This is a genomic window from Kitasatospora sp. GAS1066B (assembly GCF_041262605.1).
GTDB lineage: Bacteria > Actinomycetota > Actinomycetes > Streptomycetales > Streptomycetaceae > Kitasatospora.
Window position 1 is genome coordinate 209230 of sequence record NZ_JBGCCO010000006.1, and the last position, 15791, is coordinate 225020.

Annotated in this window: 13 protein-coding genes and 1 tRNA gene; 7 read left to right on the forward strand and 7 right to left on the reverse strand. The window is 73.1% G+C overall.

The genetic code is table 11. The features are described 5' to 3' along the window. Positions 1 to 10: 10 nt before the first annotated feature. Complete coding sequence (locus tag ABH937_RS08825; protein WP_370217775.1) at positions 11 to 2332, reverse strand: PQQ-binding-like beta-propeller repeat protein; 2322 nt, start codon at positions 2330 to 2332, stop codon at positions 11 to 13. Between the two features lie 290 nt (positions 2333 to 2622). Here ABH937_RS08825 and ABH937_RS08830 point away from each other — a divergent pair, with 290 nt between their 5' ends. Further along, on the forward strand, positions 2623 to 3207 hold the full coding sequence (locus tag ABH937_RS08830; RefSeq protein WP_280690262.1) for a TerD family protein: 585 nt from the start codon (positions 2623 to 2625) through the stop codon (positions 3205 to 3207). A gap of 50 nt (positions 3208 to 3257) precedes the next feature. Beyond that, positions 3258 to 4415, forward strand: a complete 1158-nt coding sequence (locus tag ABH937_RS08835; protein WP_370217776.1) for a DUF475 domain-containing protein — start codon at positions 3258 to 3260, stop codon at positions 4413 to 4415. A gap of 73 nt (positions 4416 to 4488) precedes the next feature. Here ABH937_RS08835 and ABH937_RS08840 read toward each other — a convergent pair whose 3' ends face one another. Further along, the gene (locus tag ABH937_RS08840; protein WP_280690260.1) at positions 4489 to 5568 is read right to left on the reverse strand and encodes a DUF2637 domain-containing protein; all 1080 of its coding nucleotides are present in this window, start codon (positions 5566 to 5568) and stop codon (positions 4489 to 4491) included. A gap of 299 nt (positions 5569 to 5867) precedes the next feature. On the opposite strand from ABH937_RS08840, the gene ABH937_RS08845 reads away from it, so the two are divergent. Then, a complete protein-coding gene (locus tag ABH937_RS08845; RefSeq protein WP_280690259.1) occupies positions 5868 to 6590 on the forward strand; it encodes a Tellurium resistance in 723 nt (240 codons plus the stop codon). A 19-nt stretch (positions 6591 to 6609) separates the two neighbouring features. On the opposite strand, the gene ABH937_RS08850 is transcribed toward ABH937_RS08845, so the two are convergent. Next, positions 6610 to 7572, reverse strand: a complete 963-nt coding sequence (locus tag ABH937_RS08850; protein WP_370217777.1) for a TerD family protein — start codon at positions 7570 to 7572, stop codon at positions 6610 to 6612. A 322-nt stretch (positions 7573 to 7894) separates the two neighbouring features. On the opposite strand from ABH937_RS08850, the gene ABH937_RS08855 reads away from it, so the two are divergent. From ABH937_RS08855 to ABH937_RS08865, 3 genes are read left to right on the forward strand one after another with little or no spacing between them, the layout of a single operon-like run. Further along, entirely contained in the window at positions 7895 to 9034 is a 1140-nt protein-coding gene (locus ABH937_RS08855) for an HpcH/HpaI aldolase/citrate lyase family protein (RefSeq protein WP_370217778.1), read from the forward strand. Next, a complete protein-coding gene (locus ABH937_RS08860) occupies positions 9031 to 11550 on the forward strand; it encodes a phosphoribosyltransferase (protein ID WP_370217779.1) in 2520 nt (839 codons plus the stop codon). Before ABH937_RS08855 ends, ABH937_RS08860 begins: the two co-directional genes overlap by 4 nt. Next, complete coding sequence (locus ABH937_RS08865; RefSeq protein WP_370217780.1) at positions 11547 to 12431, forward strand: HAD family hydrolase; 885 nt, start codon at positions 11547 to 11549, stop codon at positions 12429 to 12431. The genes ABH937_RS08860 and ABH937_RS08865 overlap by 4 nt, the downstream gene beginning before the upstream one ends. A 59-nt stretch (positions 12432 to 12490) precedes the next feature. Here ABH937_RS08865 and ABH937_RS08870 read toward each other — a convergent pair whose 3' ends face one another. Continuing rightward, on the reverse strand, positions 12491 to 12709 hold the full coding sequence (locus ABH937_RS08870; RefSeq protein ID WP_280690254.1) for a zinc ribbon domain-containing protein: 219 nt from the start codon (positions 12707 to 12709) through the stop codon (positions 12491 to 12493). A gap of 55 nt (positions 12710 to 12764) precedes the next feature. Further along, entirely contained in the window at positions 12765 to 14129 is a 1365-nt protein-coding gene (locus tag ABH937_RS08875) for a hypothetical protein (protein ID WP_370217781.1), read from the reverse strand. 154 nt (positions 14130 to 14283) lie between these two features. Between ABH937_RS08875 and ABH937_RS08880 the strand changes: the two genes are divergently transcribed. Then, positions 14284 to 14358 (forward strand) — tRNA-Val (locus ABH937_RS08880). Between the two features lie 55 nt (positions 14359 to 14413). On the opposite strand, the gene xerC is transcribed toward ABH937_RS08880, so the two are convergent. Both xerC and ABH937_RS08890 read right to left on the reverse strand, forming a co-directional pair. Then, positions 14414 to 15547, reverse strand: coding sequence for a tyrosine recombinase XerC (xerC, locus tag ABH937_RS08885; protein WP_370217782.1), 1134 nt, complete (start codon positions 15545 to 15547; stop codon positions 14414 to 14416). Next, entirely contained in the window at positions 15547 to 15738 is a 192-nt protein-coding gene (locus tag ABH937_RS08890) for a helix-turn-helix domain-containing protein (protein WP_370217783.1), read from the reverse strand. The genes xerC and ABH937_RS08890 overlap by 1 nt, the downstream gene beginning before the upstream one ends. Between the last annotated feature and the right edge of the window lie 53 nt (positions 15739 to 15791).

Sequence of the window (15791 nt, forward strand, 5' to 3'; positions counted from 1 at the left end):
TGAGGGTGCCTCAGACCGGCGGCAGTGCATAGACCTTGGTCCCCTGCGAGGCGACCAAGGTCTTGCCGTCGGTGCTGAACTGCCAGGGGACACCGCCCGGCACGTCCGCGCGGAAGGTCCAGCGGATCTTGTGGGTCCCGGTGTCCACGGCGAAGATCCCGTTGTCGTCGGTGGAGACGAAGCAGGTCTGCTGGACCACGGTCGGCGGGGTGTCCATCGAGCACTCGTACGGCAGCGGGCAGCGCCACAGCTCCTGACCGCTCGTCGCCTGATAGGCGATCAGGGCCGGTGGGGCGCTGGGGGTGGCGTTGTACTGCGTCATCGTGATGCCGCCCAGCACCGCGTAGACCACGCCGCCGGAGACCGCGGGCGGGGCGAACCAGAGGTCGTGGCTGCCGGCCGGCGGGGGCTGCACCCAGGCCTGCTCCTGGGTCGCCAGGGCCACGGCCTGGACGCCGTGCCCGGTCGAGGAGCAGTAGACCCGGTCCCCGTCGGTGGCCGGCTGGAAGCTGGCCTTGGAGTCGGTGGTGGCGAACCAGAGCTGCGTGCCGTCCTTGCGGGAGCGGGCGACCAGGTTCTGCAGCGAGTCGGTGTAGATCAGCAGGTCCCGGGTCAGCACCGCGAGGACGTCGGTGGTCGCGTCGGGCTTGCGCTGCTGGCTCCAGAGGACCGAGCCGTCGGCGGCGGAGAGCGCGAAGACGCCGGGCACGGTCTTGGCGCTCGGGTCCGGATCGCCGCCGGCGTCCAGCGGCTGGTACCTGCACAGGGCGTAGACGGCCTGGTCGTCGGCGGCCAGCACGGTGTCCGGCTGCAGTTGCATGCCGGCGGCGGACTTCGGGGCGTAGGTCCAGACCGGGTTGCCGCTCAGCGAGTCCGCCTTGACCAGGTTGCCGCCGGAGTACACCAGGTCGCCGCCGGCCACCGCGGCGCCGACCTCGGAGTCGTTCGGCAACTGCCAGCGGGGTCGGCCACTGGTCAGCTCCAGCGCCGCCGCTCCGCCGACCCCGAACAGGTAGACCGTGTCCCCGGCCACCAGCGGGGTGGCCCCGTTGAGCACGTCGGCGATCGGGTGGGTCCAGATCGGGTCCGGTGCGACGCCGGGGCGGCGGGTGGTGGACGGCTCGGCACTGGGACCGGAGGCGGTCGGCGCAGGCTTGGGCGCGGGCTTGCCGCCGCCGCTGCGCAGCGCCCAGGCGGCGCCCCCGGCGACCAGCAGCGCGGCGCCGCCACCGGCCAGGAAGAGCCGCCGGGAGGGGCGGGACGCGGCGGGCGTGCGGGCGGTGACCGGCTCGACCGCGGCGGGCTCGACGGGTGCGACGGCGGCGCCCGCGAGCAGCCGCACGGTGGCGCCCGCCGCCGGCCCGCTGATCTCGGTGGGCGGGTGGGGCACCGCCGGGCGCGGGTCGGCGGCTGCGGGCGGTGCCGGGGCGTCCAGGTCGAGGACCGCGGCGGCGTGGGTGGCCAGCTCGGCGGCGAGGGCGCTCGGCAGCCAGCCGGGGCCGGACGTGGTGGAGCCGTCGTCGAGCAGCTCGACCAGCTCCTCGGGGGTGGGCCGGTCGGCGGGGTCCTTGGCCAGGCAGGCCGCGATGGCGGGCAGCAACTCCTCGGGCAGCGCGTCCAGTGACGGTTCGTCATGGATCACCCGGTAGAGCAGCGCGGCGGCCGAGGAGGAGGCCTCGCCCGTCTGCTCGAAGGGGCCGGCCCCGGTGGCGGCGAAGACCAGCACCGAGCCGAGCGAGAAGACGTCCCCGGCCGGGCCCAGCGCGGCGCCGGCCACCTGCTCGGGGCACATGAAGCCGGGCGAGCCCACCACCACGCCGGTGCTGGTCAGCTTCTCGCCCTCCAGGGCGCGGGCGATCCCGAAGTCGATCACCCGGGGGCCGTCGGCGGCCAGCAGCACGTTGGAGGGCTTGAGGTCACGGTGGATCAGCCCGGCCCGGTGGATCGCGACCAGCGCCCGGGCCAGGCCCAGGCCGAGCGCGCGGACCGAGCCGAGCGGCAGCGGCCCGTGCCCGGCCACCGCTTCGGTGAGCGAGGGCCCCAGGACGTAGGCGGTGGCCAGCCAGGGCGACGGGCCGTCCTGGTCGGCGTCCACCACGGGCGCGGTGTGCGCCCCGCTGACCGCGCGGGCGGCGGCCACCTCGCGGCGGAACCGCTCGCGGAACTCGCGGTCCTCGGCGAGTTCGGCCCGCACCACCTTGACCGCGACCGTCCGACCGCCGGCCGAGCGGGCCAGGTAGACCCGGCCCATCCCGCCGGCGCCGAGTCTGGCGAGCAGCCGGTAGGGCCCGACGGCGGCGGGGTCGGTGGGCTCCAGGGACTGGATGGGCATGCTGACTGCTCCCCCGTGCGCGGTGCCGTCCAGGTGGCCGTCCCCTTGACGGACCGCGGGCGCCCGCTGAGCTGAGATGGTACGACCTCGGGCGGGCGGGTGGTGCCGGCCGGTCCGCGTCCGGAAATGCCGGGCGGACCAGCGGTTCGACCACCTTGATAGGTTCGAAGTTCAGGATGTTCAGTGGATGGTTCGCAACCACGTGCGGGCGCGCGGGCGTAGACAGGTTCTTCGGCCTTCCCGTCGTGCCGAACGCTGCGGACCGCCAGGGAGTGGGAGGAAAGACGACGATGAGTGTCACGCTCGCCAAGGGCGGCAACGTCTCGCTGAGCAAGGCCGCCCCCGGTCTGACCCAGGTTCAGATCGGCCTGGGCTGGGGTGCCCGGTCCACCACCGGCGCGCCCTTCGACCTCGACGCGAGCGCGCTGCTCTGCGCGGGCGGTCGGGTGCTCGGCGACGAGTACTTCGTCTTCTACAACAACCTCAAGAGCCCCGAGGGTTCGGTCGAGCACCTGGGCGACAACCTGGTCGGCGGCGAGGAGGGCGACGAGGGCGACGAAGAGGTGATCGTGGTCAACCTCGACCTGGTGCCGGCCCAGGTGGACAAGGTGGTCTTCCCGGTGTCGATCTACGACGCGGACACCCGGCTGCAGAGCTTCGGCCAGGTCCGCAACGCCTACATCCGGGTGACCAACCAGGCGGGCGGGCAGGAGATCGCCCGCTACGACCTGACCGAGGACGCCTCCAGTGAGACCGCGATGATCTTCGGCGAGCTCTACCGCTACCAGGGCGAGTGGAAGTTCCGGGCGGTCGGCCAGGGCTATGCCTCCGGGCTGCGCGGGATCGCCCTCGATTTTGGAGTCAACGTACAGTAAAGGCATCGTCAATTCCTCGGCGCGCCACGTCACCGAAAGGTAGTAATACCGTGTTCCTCCGCACTTTCGGATGGTCCTTCGGGATCACGATCGCCGGGCTGGTCGCGGCCGGACTGATCTGGGGGGTCGACGGCTTCGGCGTGGTGCTGGTCCTCGCGATCCTGGAGATCTCGCTCTCGTTCGACAACGCCGTGGTCAACGCCACCGTGCTGAAGCGGATGAACCCGTTCTGGCAGAAGATCTTCCTGACGGTGGGTGTGCTGATCGCCGTCTTCGGGATGCGGCTGCTCTTCCCGCTGCTGGTGGTGGCGCTGACCGCGCACATCAGCCCGGGCACCGTGATCGACCTGGCGCTCCACTCGAGCCATACCTACAACGGGCTGACCTACGGTCAGCACCTGGAGGCCGCGAACCCGGCGATCGCCGCGTTCGGCGGGATCTTCCTGCTGATGATCTTCCTGGACTTCATCCTGGAGCAGAAGGACTACCACTGGCTGCGCTGGATCGAGCGGCCGCTGGAGCGGATCGGGCGGCTGGAGGCGCTCTCCTCGGTGATCGCGCTGATCACCCTCGCGCTGGCCGCGCGGTTCTTCGCCAAGGAGCACGCCGAAACGGTCCTGCTCGCCGGGCTGCTGGGGCTGGCGACCTACCTCGGGGTGAACGGGCTCTCCGGCGTCTTCGAGTCGAGCCTGGAGGACGAGGACGAGGACGAGGCGGGCGAGGACGCCGAGGGCGAGGAGGAGGGCGTGGGCGGTGCGGCGCTCGCCCCGCGGCCCGGCAGGTCGGCGGTGCTGGTGGCCGGGAAGGCCGCGTTCTTCCTCTTCCTCTACCTGGAGGTGCTCGACGCCTCCTTCTCCTTCGACGGCGTGGTCGGCGCCTTCGCGATCTCCAGCGACATCTTCCAGATCACCCTGGGCCTGGGCATCGGCGCGATGTACATCCGCTCGCTGACGGTCTTCCTGGTCCGCAAGGGCACTCTGGACGACTACGTCTACCTGGAGCACGGCGCGCACTACGCGATCGGTGCGCTGGCCGTCATCCTGCTGGTCTCGATCGAGAAGAAGATCCCGGAGGTCGTCACCGGGCTGATCGGGGTGGCCTTCATCGGCGCCGCGCTCGCCTCCTCGATGCTGCGCAACCGGCGGGTCGCCCAGGACGACGAGGACGTGGCGGCAGCGCTGGAATCGGCCCAGGCCGCCCGGCGGTAGCGCGCGTCAGACGTACACGTGGGGCCCGGTTCGATGAACGAACCGGGCCCCACGTGTGTCTGCTGAGCGGCTGTCAGCCGAGGCGCTTCTCCATGGCCCGCAGCTTGCGCTCCAGCGAGTCGAAGGGGGAGTCGACGGTCGGCATCGAGAGCGTGTCGTCGTGGGCCGTCAGGTCGATGCTCCCGCCGGCGGCGCTGCCCGAGCCGACCGCGGTGCGGCGGGGGGCGGCGGCCAGCGCGGCGGGCTCCAGCGCGGAGGGGCCGACCCTGGCCATCGGGTCCTCGGATTCGGCTAGAGCAGGCTCCGTAGCGGGCTGGCCGTCGCCGCCGCCGGCGGTCAGGGCGGGCACCTGGCGGCCGGAGCGGGACCGGGCCAGCATGCCGCCGCGGGAGATCGCCTTGAGCTCGGCCCGCTCGCGACGGTCGGCGCTGCGCGCCTGCGTCCTGGCGTCCAGCTTCGTCTGCTTCTCCTCGCGGACCTCCTCGACCGCCTCGTCCAGGCTGCGGACGTTCTCCAGCAGCATCAGCGACCAGGCCGCGTAGGTCTCACGCGGGGCGCGCAGCCAGCGCACGATGCGGATCTGCGGCAGCGGGCGCGGAATCAGGCCCTGCTCGCGCAGCGCCGCCCGGCGGGTCTGCTTCAGGGCGCGGTCGAAGAGCACGGCGGCCGAGATCGACATGCCGGAGAAGAACTGCGGCGCACCGGCGTGGTCCCCGCCGCGCGGCGCGTGCACCCAGTTGAACCAGGCCGAGGCGAAGGCGAACAGCCAGACCAGCAGGCGCGAGCCGAGCGCGGCGTCACCGTGGCTGGCCTCGCGGACGGCGAGCACCGAGCAGAACATCGCGGCGCCGTCGAGACCGAACGGGACCAGGTACTCCCAGCCGCCGGACAGGCCGAGGTTCTGGGTGCCGAAGCCGACCAGGCCGTGGAAGGAGAGCGCGGCCGCGACCCCGGCGCAGCAGAAGAGCAGTACGTACGAGGCGATCCCGTACCACGTCTCCTTGCGGCGGCGTCGCTCCTCGCTGCGCTCCCAGGAGTCCTCGTTCGCCGTGGCCTTGGCGCCCTTCGCGCGCAGGGTGGTCGCCAGGATGGCTATGAAGAGCAGGGCGGCGCCGCCGATGACGGCCCAGACCAGCTGAGTGGAGGATGACATTGCGAGGAAGGCCTCTGCTTTCCGCGGTCGGGCGGGAGTGGGACGGTCCCCTGGTGCGACGGGTCGTCAGGGGAGGGACACCTGTGCGGCTAGACGATATCGCGTCCCAGAGGGCCGCATGGTACGGGAGTCACGTTCACCCGGCCATCCGCCACTCGGGTGGCGCTGACCAGGCATCTCATCCGACGGTGTCTCAGGCCCGGTACTGGGTATGGACCGCAGTGCACAATGGTGCGTCAGGGTGCGCCGCGGTCGTCACGGGTGCGTCGGAGTAGGCGTTCGGGCTGGGGGCGTTCGGTATGGCCACGATCTGGGAGTTCCTGCGGGGCGAGCGCAACATGCCCGACATGATGGGAAACGTCGGCAAGGTGACGCTCACCAAGTCCCGCCCGCACTACCCGATCACCTCGGACGGGCCGACCACCGGCACCCTCTTCGTCAACCTGCACTGGACCGCGCGGCAGGTGGCCGGCTCGCAGGGCGCGCTGCGCCGCAAGCTGCTCCAGCCGCGGTCGTTGCGTGCGGCGCAGACCGAGACCACCCAGGGCGGCGCCGAGAACGTCGACCTGGACCTCGCCTGCATGTACGAACTCACCGACGGGACCCGGGGCGTGGTGCAGCCGCTCGGGAAGTTCTTCGGCGACCTCCAGCACCCGCCGTACATCAAGCTGAGCGGTGACGACAAGTACGGGGCGCCGTCCGGCGAGACCATGTACATCAACCTGGAGAAGAAGGACCAGTTCAAGCGGCTGCTGATCTTCGTCTACATCTACGACGGCACGCCGGCCTTCGACCAGACGCACGCGCAGATCCAGATCGTGCCGCCGAGCGGGCCGCGACTGGAGGTCAACCTGGACGAGCGGGCGTCGGCGGCCCGTTCGTGTGCGGTGGTGCTGATCGAGAACGAGGGCGGGCAGCTGACGGCCCGTCGGGAGGTGCGGTACGTGCACGGATTCCAGTCGGACCTGGACCGCTTGTACGGCTTCGGGATGCAGTGGCAGCGGGGGTACAAGGAGGACTAGCGCCCCGTGCGGGCGAACGTCAGCGGGGTTGGAACTGGGGGCCCTGCGGCGGGAGCGCGAAGGTGGGGTCGAGGGGCGGCGTCGTCGGCGGCGCCGGCGGGGCGGCCTGGGGCGGGTAGCCGTAGGACGGGGGCTGTTGCGGGTAGCCGTAGCCGGGGGCGGCCTGGGGCGGGTAGCCGTAGGGCGCAGGTTGCTGGGGGTAGCCGTAGCCGGGGGCAGCCGCGGCGGCAGGGGCGGCCTGGGGCGGGTAGCCGTAGCCGGGCGGGCCGGCCGGCGGCGGGGGTGTCGGCGGTGCGGCGGGGACGGGCGGGATGTTCGGGGCGCTCGCGCTGGCGGTGGGCGGTGCGGCCGGGGGCATGGCCGGGGGCGCGATCGGTGCGGCCGGGGCGAGTGCGTAATTGGCGGGCTCCCCGTCCTTGGGCGCGCCGGGCGTCTCGTCCTCGACGGTGACGCCGAAGTCGGTGGCCAGCCCGCTCAGCCCGGAGGCGTAACCCTGGCCGACCGCGCGGAACTTCCAGCCGCCCTCGCGCCGGTAGAGCTCGGCGCAGACCAGCGCGGAGACCGCCTCCACCTCGCCGACCGGGAACTCGGCGAGCGGCTCGCCCTCGGCCGGTGCGGCCGCGTCGTACAGCAACACCCGCAGCGCGCCCACCGCGCGGAAGTCACCCTCCTCGGCGGAGCCGGCCAGCACCACCCGGTGGACCTCGGCGGGCAGCTTGCCCAGGTCCACCTCGACCGTGTCGGCGATCTCCGCGGTACCCGGCACCCGGTACTTGGGCCGGTGCCGCACCGTGCCCGTGGGGTGCCGGGGCTGGTTGTAGAAGACGAAGTCGGTGTCCGAGCGGACCTTGCCGTCGGCGCCGAGCAGCAGCGCGGAGGCGTCCACGTCCGGTGCCCCGGGCGTCGTGCTCCAGCGCAGCACGGCGCGAACCGCGGCCGTGGCCAGCGAGATGTTGGCGCCCTTCGCCATCACGTGCGTCATGGCACTCATCCTGCCTGCTGGCCGAGGGTGTGGACAACGCGGGTGCGGGCGGGACCTCGCCGCTCGGGCGGGCGGCTGGATGGCTGAAAACTTGCGTCATTTCGCAAGTAATTCGTGGGCTGAGATGTTCAGCGAATTCCATGTTTCCGATCACCATCCGGTACTGGAAGGACCGTACGATAGGCGGCCGAAGGTGGGGCGAGCTGGGAATTCGGGGGAGGCGGAGATTTTCTCGAGCGGCCGGGAAAGCCGTCGGTTCCGGCCGTGCGGACCGGCCCGCCCTCCTCGGCCCCGCCCGTCCCGACCTCCCTGGGAGTGCATTTTGCGCCAGTTCGGCCATCTCGGCCCGGACCTCCGCCGGCGGCTCTTCCTCGTCGAGCCGGTGCCGTTCGACCGGCACGGCCCGGCCGTGACGCTGGCGACCGCGCTGGGCGGCACCCTCTACCTCCCGGCCACCCGGCCCACCCTGGCGGCCGATGTCCGCAAGCAGGCAGCGCGGGGGGTGGTCTCGATGGTCCTCTGCCTGGAGGACGCGATCGCTGACCGGGAGGTGGCGGCCGGCGCGGCGAATCTGGTCGCCGGGCTGCGGGAGCTGGCGGGTGACGGGCTTTCGGGCGGCGCGGGGGCGGTGGAGCTGCCACTGCTCTTCGTCCGGGTCCGGGCGCCGGAGCAGATCGGCGAACTGATCGAGCGGCTGGGCGAGTCGGCGCGGCTGCTCAGCGGCTTCGTGCTGCCCAAGTTCACCGAGCAACTCGGCGAGGCCTATCTGGCGGCGTTGGCGGCGGCCGAGACCGCCTGCGGGCAGCGGCTGTTCGGGATGCCGGTGCTGGAATCCCCCGAGCTCGCGATGCTGGAGCGGCGGCGGGATCAACTGCTGCGCATCGCGGAGCTGCTGGCGAAGTTCCGGGACCGGGTGCTGGCCGTCCGGCTCGGCGTCACCGACCTCTGCGCGGCCTACGGGCTGCGCCGTGCACCGGAGTTGACGGCCTACGACCTGGCGCTGGTGGCCGCGGTGATCGGCGACGTGGTCAACGTCCTGGGCCGGGCGGACGGGACCGGGTACACCGTGACCGGGCCGGTCTGGGAGTACTTCCCGCTCGGCGTCGGCGGTGTGGAGCTGGCCGGGCTGCTCCGGGAGATCGAACTGGACCGTGCCAACGGACTGTTGGGAAAGACCTGCGTCCATCCGAGCCAGGTGCCGGCGGTGCACGCGCGCTCGGTGGTCACGCACGAGGAGTACCGGGATGCCCAGGACGTGCTGGGTGGTGGGCCCGGCGGCGGGCTGGGCGTGTCGGGTTCGGCGTACGGCAACAAGATGAACGAGGCCAAGCCGCACCGGGCCTGGGCGGAGCGGGTGTTGCTCCGGGCCGAGGTGTTCGGAGTGGCCCGCCCGGGGGTGGGCTTCGCGGAGCTGTACGCGGCCTGCCGGGACGCGGGCCGGGACGGGGGGACCGCACGGTGACCACCGAAGCGGTGTGGAGCGGCCGTTGGGTGGCGGACCGGCTCGGGATCGGGCTGCACGGCGATGCCGAGCTGCCCGAGCTGCTCGGACTGGCCGTCCGGGAGGGCAATCCGAAGCGGGCGCAGCTGCTGGTCTCGCAGGTGCTGGGCAAGCACGTGCCGCAGCGGCCCGCCGTGGTCTACGGCGCCGGGCGGCGGCTGGGCGCAGCGGTGCGCTCGCGGCTGGACCTGCGGTCCGGTGAGCCGGTGACGGTGCTCGGCTTCGCGGAGACCGCGACCGGCCTCGGCCACTGCGTGGCGGACGAGTTGGAGGCGAGCTACCTGCACTCCACCCGGCGCCCGGTGGCCGGCCTGGAGCCGGCGGCCGGCTTCGAGGAGGAGCACTCGCACGCCACCTCGCACCTGCTGCTGCCGGCGGATCCCGAGCTGCTCTCCGCGGCCGGGCCGTTGATCCTGGTCGATGACGAACTGTCCACCGGGCAGACGGCGTTGAACATCATCGCGGCGCTGCACCGGCACCGGCCGCGGCGGCGCTACGGGTTGGCGGCGCTGGTTGACCTGCGGGGCGTGGCGGACCGCAAGCGGCTGGCGACCTTCGCGGCCGAGCTGGGGGTGACGATCGAGGTGGTGGCGCTGGCCGAGGGGCGGGTGCGGCTGCCGGCCGGTACCGGGGAGCGGGCTCGGCGGCTGGCGGCGGAGCTGGGTGCCGGAGGTGCGGCCGTCGCTCGCGTCCGTGCCAGAGCCAGAGCCAGAGCCAGTGCCGGTGCCGGTGGCGCTGCTGGTGCAGGTGACAGTGACAGTGACGGTGGCGATGCCGCCGAGGTGGTGCGGGTGCCGCTGCCGTGGCCGGTCGGGGTGCCGGAGGGCGGACGCCACGGCTTCGTCTGCGCGCAGCGGGTCCGGCTGGAGGCCGCGTTGCCGGAGTTGGGCGAGCTGCTGGCCAAGGAGCTGGCCGGCGGTGAGCGGCGGGTGCTGGTGCTCGGCTGCGAGGAGCTGATCTACGCGCCGCTGCGGCTGGCCGAGGCGTTGCAGGTCGCGTTGCGGGGGACGCTGCGTGCGACGCCCGGGTCGGCGGACGTCTGGTTCTCCACCACCACCCGCTCACCGGTGCTCGCCGTGGACGATCCCGGCTACCCGATCCGGACCCGGCTCCGCTTTCCCGCACACGGTGCGCCGGGCGAGGGCGGCGAGCCGCGGTTCGCCTACAACGTGGCCCCCGGCCGGGAGGCGGGGCGGCGGTTCGATGCGATCGTGCTGGTCGTGGACGCGGCCGCCGACACGCCAGAACTGCACGCGCCCGAAGGCCTGCTGGCCCAGCTGCGCGAGGTGACCGACCAGGTGGTGCTCACCGTGCTGCCGGAGTACCGCCCGGTGACGGCCCGTCCGCTGCGGGGGCCGGAGTTCTCCTCCTACCCGGCGGCGGAGGTGGGCTGGCTGCTGACCGATCTGTCCGGTGTCGCGCTGGAGGCGTCCACCGAGGAGCGCGAGGAGGCGGTGCAGTCGGGCGGTGCGCACTACGCCGAGTCGCTGCCGGTGGAGTACCAGCCGAGCCCCGAGTACCAGGAGCTGTTCCACCTCGCGCTGCGCGGCTCGGCACGGCGGATCGCGCTGGCGGTCGGCACCGTCGCCGAGACGCTGCTGCACGAGCGGGGGGAGCACCTGGTGCTCGCCTCGCTGGCCCGCGCCGGGACCCCGGTCGGGATCCTGATCCGCCGCTGGCTGGCCGCCGAGCACCGGATCGAGGCGCCGCACTACGCCGTCTCGATCATCCGTGGCCGCGGCATCGACCCGGTCGCGCTGCGTTATCTGATGGATCGTCACCATCCGTCGGACGTCGTCTTCGTGGACGGCTGGACCGGCAAGGGGGCGATCGCCCGGGAGCTGGCCGCCGCGCTCGCGGGCACCCCGTTCGACCCGGAGCTCGCCGTGCTGGCCGACCCCGGGCGCTGCGTGCGGACGTTCGGCACCCGGGAGGACTTCCTGATCCCGTCGGCCTGCCTCAACTCCACGGTCTCCGGGCTGGTTTCGCGTACCGTGCTGCGGGACGACCTGATCGGCCCCGAGGACTTCCACGGGGCGAAGTACTACCGGGAGTTGGGCCGCGCGGATGTCTCGGTGGCGTTCCTGGACATCGTCGCTGCCCACTTTCCCTCCGTTCGGGCGGAGTTGGCGGAGGCGGGCGGGGCGGTGCTCGGGGTGGCCTCCTGGGCGGTTGAGCGGGAGCCGACCTGGGCGGGGTGGACCGCGGTTGAGCGGATCAGCGCCCAGTACGGGATCGGGGACGTCAACCTGGTCAAGCCCGGGGTGGGCGAGACGACCCGGGTGCTGCTGCGCCGGGTCCCGTGGCGGGTGCTGGCCCGGCGTGGGGTCGGCTCGGACCTCGACCACATCCGACTGCTGGCCGCGCAACGCGGGGTCCCGGTCGAGGAGGTGGACGAGCTGCCGTACTCCTGCGTCGGGCTGATCCATCCGAGATTCAGCCGAGGTGCGACCGGCGCCACGGGGAGGGTGAAGTGACGAGCCGTCAGATCTGCGTGGTGGCCAGCGACCTGGACCGGACGCTGATCTACTCGACGCGGGGTGCCGAGCTGCCGGCCGGCTCGGACGTCCGGCTGCGGCTGGTGGAGCGCGACGGTGCGCAGGCGCCGCTGTCGCATCTCACCGAGCGGGCGGCCGAGTTGCTCACCGAGCTGGCGGACCGGGCGGTGTTCGTGCCGGTCACCACCCGGACGGTGGAGCAGTACCGGCGGGTCCGGCTGCCGGGCGCGGCCGGCTCCCCGGCCTACGCGGTCTGCGCCAACGGCGGGCGGTTGCTGGTGGCCGGGGAGCCGGATCGGGACTGGGACGCCGTGGTGGCCACCCGGCTCGCCGAGGGCGGGGCGCCGCTGGCGGAGGTGGTGGACCGGCTGACCCGGTGCGGTGCACCTGACTGGATGCTGAAGCGGCGGGTTGCCGACGGCCTCTTCGCCTACCTGGTGGTCGAGCGGGACCGGCTGCCCGAGGCGTGGCTCGCGGAGTTGACGCACTGGTGCGCCGAGCGCGGCTGGGTCGTCTCGCTGCAAGGGCGGAAGGTGTACGCCGTGCCGCGGGCGCTGACCAAGAGCGGGGCGGTGGCGGAGGTGGTGCGCCGGGTGGCCGGTCGAGGTGAGGCAGCCGGGGCGGCCGGTGGGCCTCCGGATGGGGTGCCGGTCGAGCTGCTGGCCGCCGGTGACTCGCTGCTCGACGCCGACCTGCTGCTCGCCGCGGACCGGTCCTGGCGCCCCGGGCACGGCGAACTCGCCGAGCAGGGCTGGACGGCGCCACAGCTCACGGCGCTGGTGCGGCGCGGTGCGCTCGCGGGCGAGGAGATCCTGGCGGCGTTCCTCGCCCACGTGCGAGGCCCGGCCGGCCGCGGTTAGCGGTCGGTCTGCCCCGTCGGTCTGCCTCGTCCCGGTCTGCTTCGTCGGTCAGCCGTGGGTCAGCTGCAGCAGCCGCCCCCGCAACACCCGCCGCCACCACCGCCGGCGGGCGGCTGCGGCGCGGAGCCGCTCGCGCCGGTGACGGCGACCGTGGAGAGCAGCTTCACCGTGTCGGAGTGCCCCTGCGGGCAGACGGCCGGGTCGTTGGCCTGGGCCATGGCGCGGCGCAGTTCGAAGGTCGCGCCGCAGGAGCGGCAGCGGAAGTCGTAGCGTGGCATGCCCGCAGCGTACCCGCAGGGGTGGCCGGGTGAGGCCGGCTGCTCCACGCGGGCCTCAGTGCCGCGCGTGCTCGGCCCGGATCAGCTCCACCACCTCGGCCGCCGTCCCGCGCACGCCGTCCAGTTCGGTCAGGAAGTGCCAGTAGTCAGGGTGCCGCCCGGCCGCCGCCAGCGACCGCGACGCCCGCTCCAGCCGCTCCACCGCCGCGTCCAGCGGCCCGGCGTGCCGCGGGTCCGGCGCCTGGCGGCCGGCCATCGCCAGCCGCTGGGCGTCCCGGAGCGCGAACCGGGCGCGCTCGATCTCCGTCTGCGGGTTGCGCTCCGCCTCGTTCAGCCGCCGCAGCCGCTCGGCCACCGCCGCCACCGAACCGTCGGCGGTCTCCAGCAGCGCCCGGACCGTCCCGATCGCCGCCGTCGCGTCCGCCCAGTGCTGCTCGTCCCGGGCCCGCCCCGCTTCGGCCAGCTTGCCCTGCGCCGACCGGCCCGCCTCCGCGACCTGCTGCGGCACCCGCTGCAGGTCCTGCCAGCAGGCCGCCGAGAAGCGCCGACGCAGTTCGCTGAGCGTCGGCTCGACCGTGCCCGCCTTGGTCTCCAGCGCCTGGATCCGGGTCCGCAGGCTGCCGACCCGGCGGTCGATCTCGCGGGCCCGTTCCGGCAACTGCTCGGCGTCGCCCCGGATCCCGTCCGCCCGACGCGCCACCTCCTGCGCCCGCTGCAGCGTCTGCGGTACGCCGTGCCGGCTGGCGCCCTCGTTCAGCCGGGTCAGCTCCGGGCCCAACTCCGCCAGCCGGGCCGCCAGATCGTCCGCCCGCAGCCCGGCAGCCCGCACCGCGTCCAGCGCGCCGCTCGCTCCCAGCAGCGCCCGCTTGGCCTGCTCGACGGCCGGCGCCACCTTGATCAGCTGGGCCTCCGCGTGCTGCACCAGCGGTTGCAGGCGGCTGAGGAAGTTCGCCAGTTCTGCCTGCTTGGCCGCCAGCTCGCGGCTGGCCTGCTCGAGCCGCTGCCTGGCCTGCGCCAGCGCCCCCGGCGGCGGCTCGGGCGCCTCCAGGTCCACCGCGTCCAACGCGTCCAGGTACCCGACGGTCACCTGGTCGATCCGCCCCCGCAGGTCCTGATAGTCGGCCAACGCCCGCTGCACCGCCGCCCCCTGCTCGGCGGCCCGCACCGTCTCGACGGCCAGCTCCAGCTCGCGCTGCGCGGAGTCCAGCTCGTAGAACGCCTCCTGCGCCGCATCCCGCGCGGCCACCGCCGCCGCCCGCTGCGCGTCGTCACCCCGCCGCCACCGCGACCGGCCACCGCCGCCGCCCCAGCCCCCACCTGCGGAGAACGACCCGGCCACCGCCCCCGCCAGCACCCCGATCACGGCCACGGGCATCAGCACCAGCCCCGCGAACCCCCGCGCGCTACCCGCCGCCCTCACAAGCGCTCCCTGCTCCGCCGACCCGACCCCCCATTGTCGCCGATCACCCCCGCCTGCACCGCCCCACCCCCGCACCCTGCGCGGCGCCGCGCCCGCGACCAGGTACTCTTACTCTTCACCGCGTGACCCCCACCCCAGGGCCGGCATGCGGCGGGGGCGCGTAGCTCAGTGGTAGAGCGCTGCTCTTACAAAGCAGATGTCGGCGGTTCGAAACCGTCCGCGCCCACCAGCCAAAAAGGCCCGGACCGTCGTCGGTCCGGGCCTTTTGACATCGCAAGGTGACATCAGTGGCGGCGCTTGAGCAGCCGATCCATGTTGCCGAGGGCCTCGCGCTGGGTCTCCTGCGCGACGTGGGTGTAGACGTTCATCGTCAGGCCGATCTGGCTGTGGCCCAGGATCTCCATCACCACCCGGGGCGGCACCCCACACGCGACGAGCAGTGTCGCGCACCCGTGGCGCGCGTCGTGCAGCCGGATCACCGGGATGTCGGCCGCCTTGGCGATCCGCACGAAGGAGCGGTAGAGGTTGGTCGGCTCGATCGGTCGGCCGGTGCGCGTGGTGAAGACGTAGCCGGTCTCGTCCCACTTCTCCCCGGCCGCGCGCCGGGCCTCGTCCTGCCGCATCCGGTGCCAGCGCAGGGCCGCCACGCAGATCCGTGGGAGCGGCACAGGCCGGCGCTTGCTGTTCTTGGTGGTGTCCTCGTACAGCTCGCCGCCGACCCGCTGGAGCTGGCGGCCCACCCACAGAACGCGGTTCTCCAGGTCCACCCACGACCAGCGCAGACCAACGATCTCGCCGCGCCGCATGCCGAGCGCGATAGCCAGTACGAACGCGGCGTACAGCGGGTCCCGGCGCGCGGCGGCGAGGAACGTCAGGGTCTGGTCGAGCGTCCAGGGCTTGACCTCCCGGCTCGTCACCCGGGGCGTCGGTACGAGCATCGCCACGTTGCGCACGATCAGCTCGTCCCGGCACGCGGCGGTCAGGGCCGAGCGCAGGACGCGGTGCGACTCCTTCGCGGTGGCGGCGCTGGACAGCTTGGTCACCTTCGCTAGGAACGTCCGCACGTCGCGCGGGCTCAGCGACTCCAGCCCCTTCGAACCGAGCAGGGGCACCAGGTAGAGCCGGACATGGGTCTCGTACTTGGCGTGGGTGGTGCGCTTTCGCTCCGGCTTGATGAAGTGCTCCAGCCAGTAGGGCAGCCACTCGGCCAGCTTCTGGGAACGGGTCGGCGTCGCGATGCCCTGGCGGGCGCGCTCGACCAGCTCCTGACGCTTGTGGTCGCACTCCTCCCAGGTGGCGCCGTAGACGTACTTGCGGGCGGTGGTGCCGTCGGGCTGCGGGACGTAGACGGCGGCCTGGTATCGGCCGTCCTTCCGGCGGGTGACGGTGCCGGCGCCGTTGGGCTTGCGCTTGGCCATCAGGCCTCGTTCTCCTCGGTCTGGGTGCGGATGTAGGCGGCGAGGCTGTCCACGGAGATGCGACGGCAGCGGCCGGCCTTGAAACTGGGCAACTTCCTTGAGCGGATGAGGTCGTAGACGCTGCTGCGACCGAGCCGGAGGGCGGCCATGACCTCGTTGACGGTCAAGGCCTCGGGGATGTCGGTGCTCATAGGGCGGCCCCTGTAGCTGATGGTTAGACGAAAGGCGGATCGCTCCACGCCTT

Coding starts and splice junctions, on each gene's coding strand:
- ABH937_RS08825 (WP_370217775.1), bottom strand. CDS start 2,332: ATGCCCATCCAGTCCCTGGAGCCCACCGACCCCGCCGCCGTCGGGCCC.
- ABH937_RS08830 (WP_280690262.1), top strand. CDS start 2,623: ATGAGTGTCACGCTCGCCAAGGGCGGCAACGTCTCGCTGAGCAAGGCC.
- ABH937_RS08840 (WP_280690260.1), bottom strand. CDS start 5,568: ATGTCATCCTCCACTCAGCTGGTCTGGGCCGTCATCGGCGGCGCCGCC.
- ABH937_RS08845 (WP_280690259.1), top strand. CDS start 5,868: ATGGCCACGATCTGGGAGTTCCTGCGGGGCGAGCGCAACATGCCCGAC.
- ABH937_RS08850 (WP_370217777.1), bottom strand. CDS start 7,572: ATGACGCACGTGATGGCGAAGGGCGCCAACATCTCGCTGGCCACGGCC.
- ABH937_RS08870 (WP_280690254.1), bottom strand. CDS start 12,709: ATGCCACGCTACGACTTCCGCTGCCGCTCCTGCGGCGCGACCTTCGAA.
- xerC (WP_370217782.1), bottom strand. CDS start 15,547: ATGGCCAAGCGCAAGCCCAACGGCGCCGGCACCGTCACCCGCCGGAAG.
- ABH937_RS08890 (WP_370217783.1), bottom strand. CDS start 15,738: ATGAGCACCGACATCCCCGAGGCCTTGACCGTCAACGAGGTCATGGCC.